The sequence below is a fragment of the Enterococcus cecorum DSM 20682 = ATCC 43198 genome, assembly GCF_000407565.1.
In the GTDB taxonomy this organism is placed as follows: domain Bacteria; phylum Bacillota; class Bacilli; order Lactobacillales; family Enterococcaceae; genus Enterococcus_E; species Enterococcus_E cecorum.
In genome coordinates this window covers 560,880-578,694 of the sequence record NZ_ASWI01000003.1, presented here as the reverse complement: position 1 = coordinate 578,694, position 17,815 = coordinate 560,880, and the positions used below count along the sequence as shown (strand labels likewise).

The window sequence follows — 17,815 nt, the reverse complement described above, 5'->3', positions numbered from 1 at the left end:
AGTGATTTTAGAATTTTTTCTCCCAGAGTTTTTCAATTGTATTCTCATTCATCTTACCTGCTTGAAATTTTGCCAAATGTTCATCATAAGTTTCTATTTTATAACTTAACAACGCTCTAACTTGTTCCATTTCTTGAATTTTTTCATTTAATTCAGCCAACTGTTCATGTAGAATTTGTTTTTGCGCCTCAGCTACATTGATTTTCTCGCGCATTTGAGCCAGCTGTACGAATTCGATTAACGATTCAATTGATAAACCTGCATGACGTAAATTTTTTGCTAGATAAATCCAATTTAGATCATTCACTGAATATTCGCGATAGCCACTTTCATTACGCTTAACTGGTGGAATAACCCCAATACGCTCATAATATCTAAGTGTATCCACACTTAAGTCAAATAATTCTGCCGCTTTTTTGATATTCATCATATTCACCTCACAATAAAATAATAAACCCTAGAGTGAACTCTAGGGCAAGTAAAATTTAACTAGTTAACAAATGATTTTTTTCTAAAAATTCTTTAGCAACCATCTCAGGCGATTTCTTCAATACATCTACCTGATAATTCATCTGTTGCATTTGCTCTTCAGTAATTTTTCCAGCTAATTGATTTAATATTTTCTTTAATTCAGGATATTTTTTTAAGGTAGTCTCACGAATTAAAGGTGCTCCTTGATAAGGTGGAAAAAGCTGAAGATCGTCTTTAAGTAAAACTAGATTGTATCTCTTGATGCCACTATCAGTTGAATAGACATCAGCAATCTGAATACTTCCTTGCTCAAGTGCTTTATAGCGTAAAGCAGGTTCCATCGTCTTGACTTGTAAAGAAAGCTGATATTTTTCTTGTAAACCGAGGTTACCATCTTTTCGTTGGTTAAATTCTAAGGTAAAACCAGCAATGGCTTGATTTTCTACCTTTTTTAAGTCACTAATCTTCTTTAATTGATGTTGTTTAGCATAATTTTTTGGTACAGCTAATGCATAAGTATTCTGATAGGCCATAGGTTGCAAATAAACTAAATGATCTTGACGATAAATGCCTTTTTTTGCCTGTTGATAAACTGTTTTAGGATCAGTTGAAGTTGTTGGTGTTTGCTTCAATAAAGTGCTCGTAATCGTTCCTGTAAATTCTGGATAAAGATCAATTGAGCCTTTTTTTAACGCTTGATATAAAAAACTTGTTTTTCCTAGATTTTCTTTTAATTCTACATGCAAGTCTGACTGGTCTTCAATTAATAGTTTGTACATATGTATTAAGATGTTGGGTTCAGCACCTAATTTACCAGCAATTACGATTGTATTATTGGTTTGTGTTTGTAAAAAGAACGGCACAAAAGTTAAACCTGTTATGGCAATCAAACTAACAAAGGTAATCCCAACTTGCTTAAGCTTCAATCGTTGAAGCCATTGTAATAAAAAACTAAATAATATTGCTAATCCTGCCGAAGCAAGCGCTCCAATTAAAATCAACTGATTATCTTGACGATCGATTCCCAATAAAATATACGTTCCTAGACCACCTGCTCCAATTAAAGCCGCAAGTGTAGCTGTCCCTATAATCATGATGGCAGAAGTCCGGATACCAGATAAAATCATCGGCATAGCCAATGGCAAAGATAATTTTTTTAATCGCTCCCATCGCGTCATTCCAAAGGCTCGCGCTGCCTCATCTAGACTTGGATCAACGTTAGCTAGACCAACTAGCGTATTTTGTAATATAGGAAAAATCCCATAAATGATAAGTGCAATTAAAGATGGTGTAAAACCAATGCCCATAAACGGAATAAATAATCCTAATAAGGCTAATGAGGGAATGGTCTGCATAATTCCGGTAATTTGTAAAATAACTGCAACTACACGCTTAAAGGGTTGTAAAATTAAAGCTAAACCAATTGCTAAGAGGCTTGCTAATAACAATGCACTCATAGAAAGTTGTAAATGTTGAAAAATTGCTTGTAAAAGGCTAGGCATCATATTCACGTCCTTTCAAAACCTGTGCAACAAATGCATTTTGCGGATTGCTTTGAATAACTGAAGGACTAGCAAATTGGACTAGCTCACCGTTTTGTAATACTGCAATTCGATCAGCTAGCTTTAATGCTTCATCCATATCATGCGTAACAAAAATAACAGTTAAATGTAATTCTTCATGCAATTGTTTGAGCAAGTCCTGTAACTGTTGACGACTTAACGGATCCAAAGCACTAAATGGTTCGTCCATCAATAATATCTTAGGTTGCGTAATTAATGCTCGCACAATACCGACACGCTGTTGTTGCCCACCAGATAACTCTTTGGGATAACGATGTAAGACTTCTTTAGGATTTAGACCAACCTTTTTGAGCCAAAAATTTGCCATTTCTTGCCATTTAGCTTTAGGAATTTTTTTTAATTCGGGAATTAAAGTAATATTTTCATAGACAGTCATATGTGGAAATAAGGAAATCTGCTGAATCACGTAACCAATTTGCAAGCGTAACTCTCTTAATTGCCACTGATTAATTGATTGATTATCTAATAAAATTTGACCATTATCAGGAGTGACTAGTCGATTAACCGTCTTTAATAAAGTCGTTTTCCCACTACCACTTGGTCCAACTAAGCAAATGAATTCGCCTGTATTTATTTGCATTGAAATATCTTTTAAAATAGCAGTCTTGCCATAATTTTTACTTATATGTTGAAATTTAATCATATTTACTCCTTCTTAGGTATTTGTAACTAATTTTATCATCTTTAACTTTCAGTATACGGATTATTTTATCATAAGCAAAATGATTGGCCTGCATTTTCTTTTCCAGATTGATTCCTGTTCATTCAAAGCTAATCACAATATTTCAAAATTCTTTAAACTAAAAAACATTGACTATCCATTATTGGTAGATAGACAATGTTTTAAAAACTATACTTAAGATTCTATACTTCATATATTTTTTGTGCAGCGGCTTTTTTTAGTCGATTCATATAGGCCTGACCTAACCCAGTTTCCGCAGTCGTAGTGACTAAAATCAAATCTAAGTCCTGTTCATCTAAGGCACGCAAACCTGCAAACAAACCCTTCGTCGCAGCTTCAACCGATTCATCTTCATAAGCTAAAACCAACTCAGTGTTTAGGCCTACTAATTGCTTCGGACTAGCCAATAAACCTAATTTCTTACCCTGCGCTTTCAAATCGGCGACAGCTTTGGCAAGATTTTCTGGTTGAACCATCATCACTGGTGTATTTGGTGAATAATGTTTGTATTTCATTCCAGGTGATTTTGGGGTTTCACTTTCTTTGACTAAATGTTTGTCCAAAAGAATCTCCATATCTAGAAAATCTGCTAACATTTCCCTCGTGATGGCACCTGGTCTTAAAATCATTGGTGCTGCTTCAGGATTACTCAAATCTAGGACTGTAGACTCTACCCCAACCTGACAATTGCCCCCATCCACAATGCCAGCAATTTTTCCTTGCAAATCATGATAGACATGACCAGCGCAAGTAGGACTAGGCTTTCCTGAAGTATTGGCACTTGGTCCAACTAACGGCACCCCAGCTTGATGGATCAAATCTAAAGTCAATTTTGCATTTGGCATCCGAAAAGCGGCGGTCGTCAAGCCACCTGTTACTTCTTGTGGCAAAGAGCCCGGAATAATTTCAAAAATTAACGTTAAAGGTCCTGGCCAAAACTGTTGGACGATTTTTTCTGCCAAAGGATGTATCGTTTGAATATATTTTTTTGCTTGTTCAAAACTTTCTACATGGACAATCAGCGGATTATCACTCGGGCGGCCTTTTACTGCAAAAACTTGTTTAACCGCTTCTTTATCCAAAGCATTGGCACCTAAGCCATACACTGTCTCAGTAGGAAAAGCCACGACTTGACCTGATTTTAATAACTGTGCCGGTGTCGCTAAATCCTGTTTATATATGATTGTATCCACAACTTATCCACATCCTTTTTTCATACATTTCTTGATTTATACACATTTCTTACTTAATTATCCCCAACTTGTGGAAAAGATATCCACTTATCCACTATTCCACCACAATCATTCGGTCATTACCAAATAAATCTTGATGAATCGAAACTTGCTTTTTTGGAAAGGCTGCTTGAAATAGTTCTTTCACAGCAGGACCTTGCATAAAACCAATTTCTAAAAATATCTTGCCATCCTTAGCTAACTTACTTTGTGCTTGTTTGGCAAGTTTTTGATAAATCGCAAGGCCATTATTTTCCGCAAATAAGGCCATTTTTGGTTCAAACTCGCGGACACTGACATCCATTAATTCATATTCATCTTGGCTTATATAAGGCGGGTTGGAAATTAAAACATCAATCGTGCCTGCTACTTCATCTAAGCAATCACTTAAAACAAACTCAAGTGCCACACCAATTTGTTGGGCGTTTTCTTGCGCAACTTCTAATGCAGCCGAAGATAAATCCACTGCGCACACCTGCCAAGTGGGCCGTTTATCTTTTAAGCTAATCGCAATCGCACCTGTTCCCGTTCCTACATCAACGACTTTCAAAGCTTGATGTGCTTGCTTTTGCGTTAACTTTAAGCATTTCTCTACTAATTCTTCGGTTTCAGGACGCGGAATCAAGGTATCCGGAGTCACTTTAAAGCGATAATCCAAAAATGCTTCACTACCAATTAAATATTGCGGTGGATAGTGGGCTAATAGCTTGGCCATATCCTCATCAATTTGCTTTTGATCTTCTGCAGTTATTGTCTCATGCATATGCAAAAGATAATCGGTTTTATTCCAGTGTTTGCGTTGTAAGAAGACATATTCAATCATATGACCTTCTAATTGATTTTGCTCTAAAAACGAAGAAGCCCTAGCTAGGACTTCTCGATAACTATTTTTACCCATTTTGCAACTCTTCTAATTTTGAAGTTTGATCATAGACGATTAATGCATCAATGACTTCATCTAGTTTACCAGATAAAATTTGGTCTAATTTTTGAATCGTTAAACCAATGCGATGATCTGTGACACGATTTTGTGGGAAGTTATACGTACGGATGCGTTCAGAACGATCTCCTGTACCGACAGCTGATTTACGGTTCGCATCATATTCACTACGAGCTTCTTGTTGCATTTGGTCATAGACACGTGCACGTAATACTTTCATCGCTTTTTCACGGTTTTTTAGCTGTGAACGTTCATCTTGCATGGCAACCACGATTCCAGTTGGGATGTGAGTCAAACGTACCGCAGAGGCAGTCTTGTTGACGTGCTGACCACCGGCACCTGATGCATGATAAATGTCCGTACGAATATCTTTGTCTTCAATTTCAATTTCGACTTCTTCAGCTTCTGGCATCACGACAACCGTTGCAGTAGAAGTGTGAATACGACCTTGAGATTCTGTAGATGGCACGCGTTGGACACGGTGAGCGCCTGATTCGTATTTTAATTTGGAGAAGACATTATCACCAGTAATCATCATAATCACTTCTTTATACCCACCGATACCTGTGATATTCGCATCCATCACTTCGACTTTCCAACCTTGAGATTCAGCATAGCGTTGGTACATATTAAATAAATCACCCGCAAATAAAGCTGCTTCATCTCCACCAGCAGCACCACGGATTTCCATAATAATGTTTTTATCATCGTTTGGATCTTTTGGTAATAATAAGATTTTGATTTTTTCTTCTAGTTCTTCTTTTTCTTTCTTCAAATCAGCTAATTCTTCTTTAGCTAATTCCGTCATTTCAGGATCTAAGTTTTCTGCTAGCATTTCTTCCGCATCACTTATTCCTTGCACGACTTGTTTATAACGGCGGTAAGTTTCCACGGTTTCTCGCGTATTCGCTTCTTCTTTTGACAAAGCCATAAAACGCTTAGTATCCGCAATGACTTCAGGATCACTTAATAATTCGCCTAATTCTTCATAACGGTCTTCAATTGCTTGTAATTGATCGTACATTGTATTCTCCTTTATTCATTTTTATTTTTCGTCGTTCGTTTTTTCATTCATTTCAGGATGGAAGTAATGATGGCGACAAACTGGATAATACGCTTCATTGCCTCCAATTTGTACTTGGTCACCTTCATAGACAGGTTTTCCATCAATATAGTGTAAATTCATCGTTGCCTTTTTATGACAGAACCAACAAATCGTCTTCATTTCTTCTATCTTATCGGCATAAAGCAATAAATACTGTGAACCTTCGAATAATTCATTGCGAAAATCATTTTTCAAACCAAAGGCCATCACAGGGATATTTAACTCATCGACCACGCGCGTAAAAGCCAATACATGATGTTTTTTCAAAAATTGCGCTTCATCAATCAATACACAATAAGGCTTTTGTTCTAAATTGGCAATCGTTTCATATACATCCGTCTCATCAAAAATTGGAATGGCTGTACGCTCTAAACCAATCCGACTAGCAACATTACCAACACCAGAACGCGTATCTAGACCACTAGTCATAAGTACGACTGGCTTATTCTGCTCTTCATAGTTATGCGCGACTTTTAAAATTTCGATGGATTTTCCACTATTCATCGCACCATATTTAAAAAATAATTGGGCCATTTTTTCACTCCTCAAACATTCCTTTAGTATTATACTTGATACACTAGCTTTCATGCAACCTAATCTAACTAGGAAAGTCGGAAAAGTGCCATTTAGGCTACAATCGCTTATCTTCACCATAAAAAATATCTAATACCTTTTGATTGACTCATTGGTATTAGATATCTGTTGGAAATATTTAGTTTTTGAAAGTTGAAATCTCATCAAATGGGAAGTAACGTAAGACCACTTCACCACGCATTAATTTCTTAGTGATAAAACCAAATTCTCGACTATCCATAGACACCAAACGATTATCTCCCATCACAAAATACTTACCTGTTGGGACTTTTACAGAAAAATCCGGTGTGAAATTACTAACTACCTCTGCTGTTTGTTGGTATTGAGTCGAATAGCGATACTCTTCTTGCAAACGATCTTTGGCAAATTTCGCTTTAAAATCTTTAAGGTAAGGTTCATTATAAGCTTTGCCGTTAATCAATAATTGATCATTTTTATATTCAATCGTATCTCCCGGTAACCCAATCAAACGCTTAACAGCTACTTTACTTTGATCATTGGGCTCGACTGTCGTAATGATATCAAATCGTTCTGGTTGAAATACTTTACTTACAATTAACTTTTGACCATCTGCTAAAGTCGGATCCATCGAATGGCCTTTTACAGTTACAGGCTTAAATACAAAAAGACGAATGGCCAAAATCACTAATACGATAAAAATAAGCGAGCCCCACTCGTGTAAAAACTTCTTCAAGAACTCTCCACCTCATTTAATTCCACATAATTACTTTCATTTTAACAAAAAAACAAGGAGAATAAAGCAAAATATAAAAAAATGGGAAAAATTTTAAAAATCGCCGTCCGCTATCTGACTAGACAAATGTCTTAAAAACTTTTACCATGAGTTATAAGAAAAAAATGGAAGTGATTTTATGTTTGAGTTGTTAATCTTAATGATGGAACGTGTCGGTTTAATCATTTTAATGGCTTTTTTACTAGTAAATATTCCTTACTTCAAACAAGTTCTCTTGAATCGTCAAAAATTGCAAGCTAAAATTATTTTAATGGTTATTTTTGGGATATTCGTTATCATTGCCAATCTAACCGGGATAGAAATCACCAAAAATACGATTCTGCCAGCGAACTTTTTACCAACAATTTCGACCCAAGCAGCTATCGCCAATACTAGAACTTTAGTCATTACTGTATCTGGTCTAGTAGGTGGTCCAGTTGTTGGGACTGCAGTCGGATTCATTGCAGGAATCCATCGTTTATGGCAAGGAACAATGAATGATTTTTTCTATGTGCCTTCTTCAATACTGATTGGTTTTATCGCTGGTTGGCTCGGACAACGTAAAATGCATCGCCACGCCTTTATTTCGACAATGGAGGCTACCTTGATTGCTGCTTTAATGGAATGTGTCCAAATGGGCTTTATTTTATTTTTTAGTCCTAGCTTTACAAGTGGCTTAAATTTGATTCGTTTTATTGCTTTTCCTATGATTTTACTTAACAGCGTGGGGACCTTTATCTTCATGTCGATTTTAACCATTACCTTCAACCAAGAAGAACAAGCCAAGGCCGTCCAAACCCATGAAGTGCTCGATCTTGCTGCCCAAACTTTGCCGTATTTTCGTGAAGGGCTACATAAGGATTCAGCGCGCAAAGTTGCGAGTATTATCCAGCATTATACGAAGGTTAGTGCCATTAGTATTACCGATACGCATCAAATATTGGCTCATGTCGGCAAAGGGGATGACCATCATATTCCCGAACTAGAAGTCATTACCGAGCTGTCCAAACGAGTCTTAAAAACTGGCGAAATGACGATTGCTAGAAGTAAGGCTGAAGTTGGGTGCTCGCATCCTGACTGTCCCTTACAAGCTGCCATAGTCATTCCTTTATTTTCAAAAAATCAAATTGTTGGCACGCTGAAAATGTATTTTGATAATCCTGATGACTTGACCCATGTGGAAGAGCAATTAGCAGAAGGACTAGCCTTGATTTTCTCCAGTCAAATCGAACTTGGAGAAGCAGAAGTGCAGTCGAAACTCTTAAAAGAAGCCGAAATCAAATCCTTACAAGCTCAAGTCAATCCTCACTTTTTCTTTAATGCCATCAATACCATTTCTGCCTTGATGCGTATCGATAGCACCAAAGCCCGCGAACTATTGCTACAACTCAGCAAGTATTTTCGTGGCAATTTACAAGGGGCCATATCGACAACGATTCAAGTCCAACAAGAATTAGAGCAAGTCAAAGCGTATCTGGCCTTAGAGCAAGCACGATTCCCTGAGCGATATCATATTGTCTTTGATGTCGAAGAAGATTGTTTCGAATGTTTAATCCCACCTTATGCCATTCAAGTGTTAGTCGAAAATACGATTAAACATGGCTTTAAAAACCGCAAAGACAATAATCAAGTCTATGTACAAATCCAAAAAGATGACCAAGCCTTGCACATTGATGTCTTTGATAATGGCGAAGGAATTCCAGAAAAACGTCTCGCCTTATTAGGGAAACAAACGGTAGAATCAGAAAAAGGAACAGGCACTGCACTGGAAAATCTCGCCCGACGTATCCAAACCCTTTATGATAATCAAGGAAATTTCCTCATTGAAAATAATCCTGAAGGTGGTAGCCATGTCGCGCTGACCATCCCTCAACGCAAGTAAACATTGAAAGGATAGATTTTATGCACGTATTAATCGTTGATGATGAACCATTAGCTAGACAAGAACTCGCTTATCTTGTCAAGCAGCACCCGCAAGTCACCTCCATCGCGCAGGCAGATAGTGTCGAGCAAGCCATCGCCCAACTAATCGACCAAAAAACGGACTTACTCTTTTTAGATATTCATTTAACCGGAGAAAGTGGCTTTGACTTAGCGGAAAAATTGCTCAAAGTCCAAAATCCACCCTACCTTGTCTTTGCTACAGCTTATGATCAATATGCGCTCAAAGCTTTTCAAGTCAATGCCAAAGACTATATCTTAAAACCTTTTGATGCCGAACAAATCCAGCAAGTCATCCACAAAGCCAGTCAAGCAAATCCAGCATCCCAACCTACTAGCCAACCTGTCTCAGTAAATGAAAAAGAAGATTTTGATGCCTTTGCGATTCAAGGAGAAGACCGGATTTACATGGTAGCGCCGAAAGATATTTACTGCGTCTGGGTGGAAGAAAAAACCTTAAGTATCAATACCAAAGACCAAACGTATCAAATGCCGGGTAGCCTGAATCAAATGGAACAAAAACTACCAAAAAGCATATTTATTAAAACCCATCGCAGCTATTTAATTAATCGTAAAAAAGTCCAAGAAATCCAACCTTGGTTCAACCACACTCTGCAAGTTATCCTAACTAATGGGCAAAAAGTACCCGTTAGCCGCTCTTATCTGAAAGAATTTAAAGAAATATTTGGCATTTAAAGCATTGTCTTTTAGGCATCTCAAGTGTAATTGGGCATTTGAGGTGTCTTATTTTGCATTTCGCGCACCGTTTGATTCATTTAATGGTAAAAACGCTTTATTTATTTTAGAAAGCGCTATACTTTAATCAAGAAAACGTTAAGGAAGTGCTTAAACATGAAAAAATCTGAATACTCATTTTGTCAACAAGCGGTCATTTTTGCTATCATTATTTTAATTTCGAAATTTGTGGCCAACCTACTTCCTATCCCCGTTCCTTCATCGGTGGTGGGCATGATTTTATTATTTATCTCCTTATGTACCGGTGTGGTCAAACTCGAACAAGTAGAAGGTTTAAGTAATAGTTTATCTAAAGTCATTACCTTTTTATTCGTCCCATCTGGCATCTCACTTGTGAATTCCTTAGATTTAATGGCAAGCTATGGATTACAAATTGTATTCGTGCTTCTCGTAGCTACCTTAGCTTTATTATTCGTTACGGGTTGGTCTGGTGCATTACTCTTAAAATTACGCCAAGCCAAAAAATTCCAACTATCCGACCTTATCCCATTCAAACAAACCCAAGCCAACAAAGGAGATGTTAGATTATGAACGCTTATATTGGAATCATTATTTCATTAGTTGTATTTGAAATTGGTGTCTTTTTATTCAAGAAAAGTAAAAACTTCTTCTTATTTACGCCTTTATTTGTCGCAATGGTTTTGGGTGTGATTGTCTTAAAAGTCACAGGTATTAGTTATGAACAATACAACGAAGGCGGCAAATACATTAGCTTTTTCCTAGAACCAGCCACCGTTGCTTTTGCGATTCCTTTATATAAAAAACGCGATGTCTTAAAAAAATATTGGTTTGAAATCGTCTTAGCCTTAACGATTGGTTCGATTGGTTCCTTATTCAGTGTAATTGTAGTAGGCAAACTCATCCATATGCATCCAGCTATCATTGCCTCTATTTTGCCACAAGCCGCAACAACAGCCATCGCGGTACCTATTAGTGAATCTATTGGCGGTGTGGCTTCCATTACAGCCTTTACGGTTATCTTTAATGGGGTGTTGACCTATGCTTTAGGTAAAATGGCGCTACGTTATTTTAGAATCAAAGACGAAATCGCTCAAGGTCTATCATTAGGCGCGGCTGGTCACGCACTAGGAGTGGCTGTAAGTATGGAATTAGGCGAAACCGAAACAGCCATGGCAAGTATCGCCGTAGTTATCGTCGGCTTAGTGACGGTGGTTGTCGTACCTATCTTTGCCCCATTTATCGGAATTTAATGACGTATTCCCTCTCCTTTGTCTTATTTGATTTGTTGATGTACAAGTCAGTAAGGCAAAGTTTTTTTATTTTTTATAAAATCTTGCTTATTCCTTCATGCGCATTATCTTTTTGGGACATTCTATGGTATGATAGTTCTGTTAATTGAATAATTGGAGGAAGATTTATGAGTATCAAGAGTCTTTTGGCCACAGCTGTCGGTAAAAGTTCTTTATGGTTTTTAAAGACATTTATGAAAGGTGGTTCAAGCTTACCAGGGAAGTTAGCCTTAAAGATTGACCCACAAATATTAGATCACTTAGCTAAAGATTATCAAGTCGTTGTCGTTACTGGTACCAATGGCAAAACGTTAACAACGGCTTTAACTGTAAATATATTAAAACAAGAATTTGACCATGTTCTAACCAATCCAACAGGCGCAAATATGGTCCAAGGAATCGTCTCTACTTTTTTATCTGCTAAAGTGAAAAAAGGGGAGAAAAAATTTGCCGTTCTAGAAATTGACGAAGCTTCTTTAAGTAAAGTTACTGAATATATTAAGCCTGAACTCTTTGTCTTTACGAATATTTTTCGCGATCAAATGGACCGTTACGGCGAAATCTATACTACTTATCGTTTAATTGTCGAAGGTGCCGCAAAATCTCCACAAGCGACCATTTTAGCCAATGGAGATTCGCCTATTTTTAACTCGATTGACACGGTAAATCCTAGAATCTATTATGGCTTTAATCATCAAGAAGATCAGGAACAAATGGCCCATTACAATACGGATGGCGTGCTTTGTCCACATTGTCATCATATTTTGCACTACAAGCTGAATACCTATGCCAATCTTGGAAAATATTACTGTCCAAACTGTGATTTCAAACGTCCAGCATTAACCTATCAATTAACCGATTTGAAAGAAATGAGTAATACGCATGCCAAATTTGTGATTGACGGGGAAGAATACGGCATTGAAGTGGGCGGAATGTATAATATTTATAATGCTTTAGCTGCTTGTGCGGTGGCTGAATATTATCATGTTAGTCCTGAAAAAATCCGCAAAGGCCTAGCTTATGATGAAAAAGTCTTTGGTCGTCAAGAAGTCATCCAAATTAAAGATAAAAAATGCACCCTAGTTTTAGTAAAAAATCCAGTTGGGCTAAACCAAGTCATCGATATGATTGGCCTTGCTCCTCGTCCTTTCTCTTTAGTTTGTCTATTAAATGCGAACTATGCCGATGGGATTGACGTCAGCTGGATTTGGGATGGCAATCATGAAGCCTTTGCCGACATGGCGATTCCTCAAGTGATTGCTGGTGGCGAACGACATAAAGATATGGCCCTACGCTTAAAGGTTGCCGGTATTGAAGAAGATAAACTGACTGAAGTCCGCGAACTAGATGAAGTCATTGAACAAATTGCAACTTTACCAACGGAAAATGTCTATATCTTAGCAACTTATACCGCCGTGTTACAACTACGCAAAAAATTAGCTGAAAAAGGCTACATTAAAGGAGGAATGGATCGTGGCTAATTATGAATTACACCTTTGCCATTTATACGGAAACCTCCTCAATACGTATGGCGATAACGGAAATTTATTAATGCTTCAATATGTCGCCAAAAAAATGGGCATTACCTTAACAACAGAAATTGTCAGTATCCATCAAAAATTTAAGGCCGATGATTTTGATTTAATTTTCTTTGGGGGTGGGCAAGATTTTGAGCAAGTCATCGTGGCTGAAGACTTACCTACGAAAAAGGAAGAACTCACTCGCTATATTGAAAATGATGGGGTCATGTTAGCCATTTGTGGTGGGTATCAATTACTTGGACATTACTATATCGGTGCTCATGGCGAACAAATTAAAGGTATTGGTGCACTCGATCACTATACATTAAGCCAGGAAAATAATCGTTTCATTGGCGATACCGAGATTTATAATGAGGAATTTGATGAAACTTATTATGGCTTTGAAAATCACAATGGTATGACCTTCCTAGGAAAAGGCGAAAAACCTCTGGGCAAAGTCATCCAAGGAAAAGGCAATAATGGACAAGACCAAACAGAAGGTGTGATTTACAAAAACGTCTTTGGGAGCTACTTCCACGGTCCTATCCTAGCTAGAAATGAAATCCTAGCCAAACGCTTAATATTAACCGCACTAAAGAAAAAATATCCGAATGAACAATTTGAATAACAAAAAACTCGTACGCCCAGTCAGACTGGTTGTACGAGTTTTTTTACAATGCTAATAAACGTTGAATATCCACTTGTTGATAATCTGTCACTATCTTATCGGCGGCTGATAAATCCTGCTTGGGATATTCGGGATTTGCAAAACCAATCGTATACATCCCAGCATTTTTAGCTGCGCGACTGCCATTTTTCGTATCTTCAAAAACAATACACTCACTAGGATTGCGCGCAATACGTTTAGCCGCTTCTAAAAAGACATCCGGAGCAGGCTTACCATGTTCGACTTCATCAGCGCTCACATAGGCACTAAAACAATCGATAATCCCTAGTTCAGTAAGATATTGTTTAATCTCATTTCTCGGTGATGCTGATGCCACTGCCAACTTAAACCCTGCCTGATGCAACGCCTTGACTAATGCCACTGCTCCTTTGATTGGTTTGACCCCAGTTTCTTGAAAAATAGCTTTGCGGCGTTGATTCATCTCTTGAATATATTCATCCACTGATTTTGGTAGGTCAAATTCTTTTTTCATTTCTTCCCACATAAAAGTAAAAGTCGTGCCCATAAACTGGTAATGATAACTCGTTTCTACCGGATGACCCGCCTGAGCTAACATATCAGACTTACTCTTAAAAAAAGTATATTCAGAGTCCACCAATACCCCATCCATATCAAAAATCACTGTTTGCATATTCTCGCTTCCTTCCTCCACTCATCTACATACTTAGTCTATCACAAACAACTTTTGCAAAACAATCAAGCTTGAAAACGCAACCGATTTCCAAACAATTAATTACCAATTTAAGCATTGTCAATCCTTGATATTTACCTCAAAAATATTTTTTTCATTTTTTTGCATTTTCAACTTGACTTGCGCAACCGTTTGCGTTTAAAATATAAGTGACTTAATAAACGGAGGAGTATATCATGAAACAAATTAAACGATTATTTGAAATTGATCCCTGGAAAATTCGCACAACAAAATTAGATAAAGAAAATCGCCGACTACAAGAATCGCTAACTAGTATCGGTAATGGCTACATGGGGATGCGCGGAAACTTTGAAGAAACTTATAGCGCAGACCACCATCAAGGAACTTATATTGCTGGGATTTGGTTTCCGGATAAAACTCGTGTAGGTTGGTGGAAAAATGGTTATCCTGAATATTTCGGGAAAGTCATTAATGCAGTGAACTTCTTAAGCCTTGAAATCTTAGTTAATGGTCAAGTATTAGATTTAGCTCAACTTGATCCGCAAGACTTCAAAATGGAATTAGACATGCAAAACGGCCTACTTTCTCGCTCATTCGTCGTAGCTTTTGACGATTGTAAAGTTCGTTTTGAATTTGAGCGTTTCTTAAGTATCGTGAAAAAAGAATTAGCTTTTATCCGTCTAACAGCAACTGTACTTGAAGGAGAAGCAACCATTCAAATTAATTCTAGCTTGGACAATAATGTAACCAATGAAGACAGTAACTATGATGAACATTTCTGGGAAGAAGTTGCACAAGGAGAAACAGATGGCTTTAGTTATGTCACTGCCCGCACGATCGCTAATCCATTTGGTGTCCCACAATTCACTGTCACTTCTGCAATGAAACACAACTTTGAAAGTGAAGCAAGCTTAGAAGCACCTTTAATGATCAGCAATCAATTTGTCTTTAACAAAAAACAAGGAGAAAGCTTTACTTTTGAAAAAGAGGTAGTTATCGTAACCAGTCGTGATGTTGAAGAAGACGAACAATTAGCTAAGGTTGCTGAATTATATGCTGCTTTTGGTAATGACTATGAAGCCTTGAAAGCAGAACAAGCTCAAGCATGGCAAAAACGTTGGGAATTAGCCGATGTCGTGATTAATGGCGATGATGCCGCTCAACAAGGTATTCGCTTTAACTTATTCCAATTATTCTCTACCTACTACGGTGAAGATGAACGCTTAAATATTGGTCCTAAAGGCTTTACTGGTGAAAAATATGGTGGTGCAACTTACTGGGATACAGAAGCTTATGCCGTACCATTATACTTATCTTTAGCTGATCCAAGCGTGACTCGTAGCTTATTGAAATATCGTCATAATCAATTACCACAAGCTTATCATAATGCACGTCAACAAGGTTTAGCTGGTGCTCTTTATCCAATGGTTACCTTCACAGGGGTAGAATGTCATAATGAGTGGGAAATCACATTTGAAGAAATCCACCGTAATGGCGCGATTGCTTATGCGATTTACAACTATACGAACTATACTGGCGACACAACTTATCTTGCTAAAGAAGGTTTAGAAGTATTAACAGGAATTGCACGCTTCTGGGCTGACCGTGTGCATTATTCTAAACGCAATGATAAGTACATGATTCACGGTGTTACTGGTCCAAACGAATACGAAAACAATATTAACAACAACTGGTATACCAACTACATCGCACGTTGGGTTCTAAAATATACATTAGAAAGTTATCGTCGTTTCCAAGACCAAGCTATCTTAGAAATTACTACTGAAGAACAAGCGAAATGGGAAGATATCATCGAAAAAATGTATTTCCCTTACGATGAAGAATTAGATGTCTTTGTTCAACATGATACTTTCTTAGATAAAGATTTACGTCCAGTTTCTAGCTTAGACAAATCAGACTTACCATTGAACCAAAATTGGTCATGGGATAAGATTTTACGTTCTTGCTTCATTAAACAAGCCGACGTTTTACAAGGAATTTACTTCTTTGAGGATCAATTTACTTTAGAACAAAAACGCAACAACTTTAACTTCTATGAACCAATGACTGTCCATGAATCTTCTCTTTCAGCATGTATTCACGCAATCTTAGCTGCTGAACTAGGCATGGAAGAAAAAGCAGTCGAAATGTATGAACGTACAGCTCGTCTAGATTTGGATAACTACAACAATGATACTGAAGATGGCTTACACATTACTTCTATGACTGGTAGCTGGTTAGGTATCGTTCAAGGATTTGCTCAAATGAAGACAGCCAACGAAACATTAAGCTTTGCCCCATTTGTGCCACAATCATGGAGCAACTATGCCTTCCACATTAACTATCGTGGACGTTTATTAGCGATTAATGTCGATAAAGAAGCAGTTACTGTTGAAAAATTAAGTGGCGATGCTTTAAGTCTAAAACTTTATGATAAAGATTATGAATTAACCGATAAAATTACTGTTGCGTTAAACTAAAATCAATTGCAACCAGACACTAAGACGGATGCACCTTCTCTGGGGCACCGTCTTTTCTTATTTTTATGCAAATGTTGCGTACAAATGTATTCTTTCACTAGCAAAAGAGAATATTTTCTGATACTATGGTTACGGTTACTTTTAATTGGGAGGAAAATAATGAGTATTACAGTAAAAGATGTGGCGAAAAGAGCAGGTGTGGCAACTTCGACCGTTTCTCGTGTGATTAATAATCATCCCAGTATCTCGGAAGAAACAAAAAAACGAGTCCGCGCCATTATGGATGATATGGGGTATATTCCTAATTTAACCGCGCGCAATCTTGGTAAACAAGTCTCCAATGCTATTGGAATTATCTTGCCTCCACTAGACTCCAAGGAACGCTTAGGCAACCCTTTTTATTTAGAAACAATTGAAACAATCAATGAAGAAGCTCGTCAATCTGGTATGACTGTGGCAATTGCAACGGCCTTAAATTTTGATTCTTTATTAGAAAATGTCAAACAAATGCATCGCCAAAAACAAGTGGATGGGTTTATCTTGACTTATTCAGATAATCATGACCCGATTATTCGCTATTTGATGGATGAAGAAGTACCATTTACTTTAATTGGACAACCTTATAACCATGAGCAAAAAATTACCTATGTCGACAATGATAACCAGCTATTAGGCAAACAAGCAACTGAATACCTGATTAACCATCATCATCAAAAAATTCTTTTTGTCACAAATACGACACAAGAAAACGTTTATTTTGAACGTTACTTTGGTTATCAAAAAGCGATGATGTTAGCCAATCTTGAAGTCAAACCGGCTGTGACTTTTCAACATCCAGAAGACTATGTCAATTTTGAAGAACTTTTGAAAATCGAAAAACCAACAGCCTTAGTGGTCATTGATGATTTATTTGCGATGCGTATTATCCAATTGTTAAATCTCTATAAATATCAAGTACCCGATGACTTATCCATTATCAGTTTTAACAACTCGATTTTTGCGACTCTCGTTCATCCGTATTTAACGAGTATCGACGTCGATGTTGCTGAATTGGGTAAGATGGCGACTCAAAGTTTGATACATAAGCTCAATGATAATCAACAAACAAGCGGTCGGATGGTAGTCCCTCATAAATTGATCAAACGCGAAACCGTCATTGATTTCGAACAAAAGTAAAAAAATCCCCAG

17 protein-coding genes are annotated in these 17,815 nt (G+C 37.3%); 8 read left to right on the top strand and 9 right to left on the bottom strand.

What is annotated here, in order from left to right; genetic code table 11:
- Nucleotides 1-7: 7 nt before the first annotated feature.
- The 8 genes from I567_RS03555 to lepB all read right to left on the bottom strand — a co-directional run bounded on the left by I567_RS03555 (nucleotide 8) and on the right by lepB (nucleotide 7,301).
- Nucleotides 8-427 carry a MerR family transcriptional regulator gene (locus I567_RS03555; RefSeq protein ID WP_018345416.1) on the bottom strand — a complete coding sequence of 140 codons (420 nt, stop codon included), beginning with the start codon at nucleotides 425-427 and terminating at the stop codon, nucleotides 8-10.
- 58 nt (nucleotides 428-485) lie between these two features.
- Complete coding sequence (locus tag I567_RS03550; protein ID WP_016250873.1) at nucleotides 486-1,973, bottom strand: ABC transporter permease/substrate-binding protein; 1,488 nt, start codon at nucleotides 1,971-1,973, stop codon at nucleotides 486-488.
- Entirely contained in the window at nucleotides 1,966-2,697 is a 732-nt protein-coding gene (locus tag I567_RS03545) for an ATP-binding cassette domain-containing protein (RefSeq protein ID WP_016250872.1), read from the bottom strand. The genes I567_RS03550 and I567_RS03545 overlap by 8 nt, the downstream gene beginning before the upstream one ends.
- A 221-nt stretch (nucleotides 2,698-2,918) precedes the next feature.
- Nucleotides 2,919-3,929, bottom strand: a complete 1,011-nt coding sequence (locus I567_RS03540; protein WP_016250871.1) for an L-threonylcarbamoyladenylate synthase — start codon at nucleotides 3,927-3,929, stop codon at nucleotides 2,919-2,921.
- A 94-nt stretch (nucleotides 3,930-4,023) separates the two neighbouring features.
- Nucleotides 4,024-4,866 carry a peptide chain release factor N(5)-glutamine methyltransferase gene (gene prmC / locus I567_RS03535; protein ID WP_016250870.1) on the bottom strand — a complete coding sequence of 281 codons (843 nt, stop codon included), beginning with the start codon at nucleotides 4,864-4,866 and terminating at the stop codon, nucleotides 4,024-4,026.
- On the bottom strand, nucleotides 4,859-5,932 hold the full coding sequence (prfA, locus tag I567_RS03530) for a peptide chain release factor 1 (protein WP_016250869.1): 1,074 nt from the start codon (nucleotides 5,930-5,932) through the stop codon (nucleotides 4,859-4,861). Before prfA ends, prmC begins: the two co-directional genes overlap by 8 nt.
- Nucleotides 5,933-5,953: 21 nt before the next feature.
- A complete protein-coding gene (locus I567_RS03525) occupies nucleotides 5,954-6,547 on the bottom strand; it encodes a thymidine kinase (protein ID WP_016250868.1) in 594 nt (197 codons plus the stop codon).
- Between the two features lie 178 nt (nucleotides 6,548-6,725).
- Nucleotides 6,726-7,301, bottom strand: coding sequence for a signal peptidase I (lepB, locus tag I567_RS03520; RefSeq protein WP_016250867.1), 576 nt, complete (start codon nucleotides 7,299-7,301; stop codon nucleotides 6,726-6,728).
- 178 nt (nucleotides 7,302-7,479) lie between these two features.
- On the opposite strand from lepB, the gene I567_RS03515 reads away from it, so the two are divergent.
- From I567_RS03515 to I567_RS03490, 6 genes are all read left to right on the top strand, one after another.
- A complete protein-coding gene (locus tag I567_RS03515) occupies nucleotides 7,480-9,222 on the top strand; it encodes a sensor histidine kinase (protein WP_016250866.1) in 1,743 nt (580 codons plus the stop codon).
- A gap of 20 nt (nucleotides 9,223-9,242) precedes the next feature.
- The gene (locus tag I567_RS03510; protein ID WP_016250865.1) at nucleotides 9,243-9,977 is read left to right on the top strand and encodes a LytR/AlgR family response regulator transcription factor; all 735 of its coding nucleotides are present in this window, start codon (nucleotides 9,243-9,245) and stop codon (nucleotides 9,975-9,977) included.
- A gap of 156 nt (nucleotides 9,978-10,133) precedes the next feature.
- Nucleotides 10,134-10,568: an antiholin-like murein hydrolase modulator LrgA gene (lrgA, locus tag I567_RS03505; RefSeq protein WP_016250864.1), complete on the top strand. Its 435-nt coding sequence runs from the start codon at nucleotides 10,134-10,136 to the stop codon at nucleotides 10,566-10,568.
- Entirely contained in the window at nucleotides 10,565-11,248 is a 684-nt protein-coding gene (lrgB, locus tag I567_RS03500; RefSeq protein WP_016250863.1) for an antiholin-like protein LrgB, read from the top strand. The genes lrgA and lrgB overlap by 4 nt, the downstream gene beginning before the upstream one ends.
- A gap of 167 nt (nucleotides 11,249-11,415) precedes the next feature.
- Entirely contained in the window at nucleotides 11,416-12,768 is a 1,353-nt protein-coding gene (locus I567_RS03495; RefSeq protein ID WP_016250862.1) for a Mur ligase family protein, read from the top strand.
- Nucleotides 12,761-13,435, top strand: a complete 675-nt coding sequence (locus tag I567_RS03490) for a type 1 glutamine amidotransferase (protein WP_016250861.1) — start codon at nucleotides 12,761-12,763, stop codon at nucleotides 13,433-13,435. The genes I567_RS03495 and I567_RS03490 overlap by 8 nt, the downstream gene beginning before the upstream one ends.
- Nucleotides 13,436-13,478: 43 nt before the next feature.
- Here I567_RS03490 and I567_RS03485 read toward each other — a convergent pair whose 3' ends face one another.
- Complete coding sequence (locus I567_RS03485; protein ID WP_016250860.1) at nucleotides 13,479-14,126, bottom strand: HAD family hydrolase; 648 nt, start codon at nucleotides 14,124-14,126, stop codon at nucleotides 13,479-13,481.
- Between the two features lie 236 nt (nucleotides 14,127-14,362).
- Between I567_RS03485 and I567_RS03480 the strand changes: the two genes are divergently transcribed.
- Together I567_RS03480 and I567_RS03475 are read left to right on the top strand one after the other, a co-directional pair.
- A complete protein-coding gene (locus I567_RS03480) occupies nucleotides 14,363-16,627 on the top strand; it encodes a glycoside hydrolase family 65 protein (RefSeq protein ID WP_016250859.1) in 2,265 nt (754 codons plus the stop codon).
- 159 nt (nucleotides 16,628-16,786) lie between these two features.
- A complete protein-coding gene (locus I567_RS03475) occupies nucleotides 16,787-17,803 on the top strand; it encodes a LacI family DNA-binding transcriptional regulator (RefSeq protein ID WP_016250858.1) in 1,017 nt (338 codons plus the stop codon).
- Nucleotides 17,804-17,815: the final 12 nt, after the last annotated feature.

What these genes read in the sequence shown, in the direction of transcription:
- I567_RS03555 (WP_018345416.1), bottom strand. Translation starts at nt 427, where the DNA reads ATGAATATCAAAAAAGCGGCAGAATTATTTGACTTAAGTGTGGATACA.
- I567_RS03550 (WP_016250873.1), bottom strand. Translation starts at nt 1,973, where the DNA reads ATGCCTAGCCTTTTACAAGCAATTTTTCAACATTTACAACTTTCTATG.
- I567_RS03545 (WP_016250872.1), bottom strand. Translation starts at nt 2,697, where the DNA reads ATGATTAAATTTCAACATATAAGTAAAAATTATGGCAAGACTGCTATT.
- prmC (WP_016250870.1), bottom strand. Translation starts at nt 4,866, where the DNA reads ATGGGTAAAAATAGTTATCGAGAAGTCCTAGCTAGGGCTTCTTCGTTT.
- prfA (WP_016250869.1), bottom strand. Translation starts at nt 5,932, where the DNA reads ATGTACGATCAATTACAAGCAATTGAAGACCGTTATGAAGAATTAGGC.
- I567_RS03525 (WP_016250868.1), bottom strand. Translation starts at nt 6,547, where the DNA reads ATGGCCCAATTATTTTTTAAATATGGTGCGATGAATAGTGGAAAATCC.
- I567_RS03515 (WP_016250866.1), top strand. Translation starts at nt 7,480, where the DNA reads ATGTTTGAGTTGTTAATCTTAATGATGGAACGTGTCGGTTTAATCATT.
- I567_RS03510 (WP_016250865.1), top strand. Translation starts at nt 9,243, where the DNA reads ATGCACGTATTAATCGTTGATGATGAACCATTAGCTAGACAAGAACTC.
- lrgA (WP_016250864.1), top strand. Translation starts at nt 10,134, where the DNA reads ATGAAAAAATCTGAATACTCATTTTGTCAACAAGCGGTCATTTTTGCT.
- lrgB (WP_016250863.1), top strand. Translation starts at nt 10,565, where the DNA reads ATGAACGCTTATATTGGAATCATTATTTCATTAGTTGTATTTGAAATT.
- I567_RS03495 (WP_016250862.1), top strand. Translation starts at nt 11,416, where the DNA reads ATGAGTATCAAGAGTCTTTTGGCCACAGCTGTCGGTAAAAGTTCTTTA.
- I567_RS03485 (WP_016250860.1), bottom strand. Translation starts at nt 14,126, where the DNA reads ATGCAAACAGTGATTTTTGATATGGATGGGGTATTGGTGGACTCTGAA.
- I567_RS03480 (WP_016250859.1), top strand. Translation starts at nt 14,363, where the DNA reads ATGAAACAAATTAAACGATTATTTGAAATTGATCCCTGGAAAATTCGC.
- I567_RS03475 (WP_016250858.1), top strand. Translation starts at nt 16,787, where the DNA reads ATGAGTATTACAGTAAAAGATGTGGCGAAAAGAGCAGGTGTGGCAACT.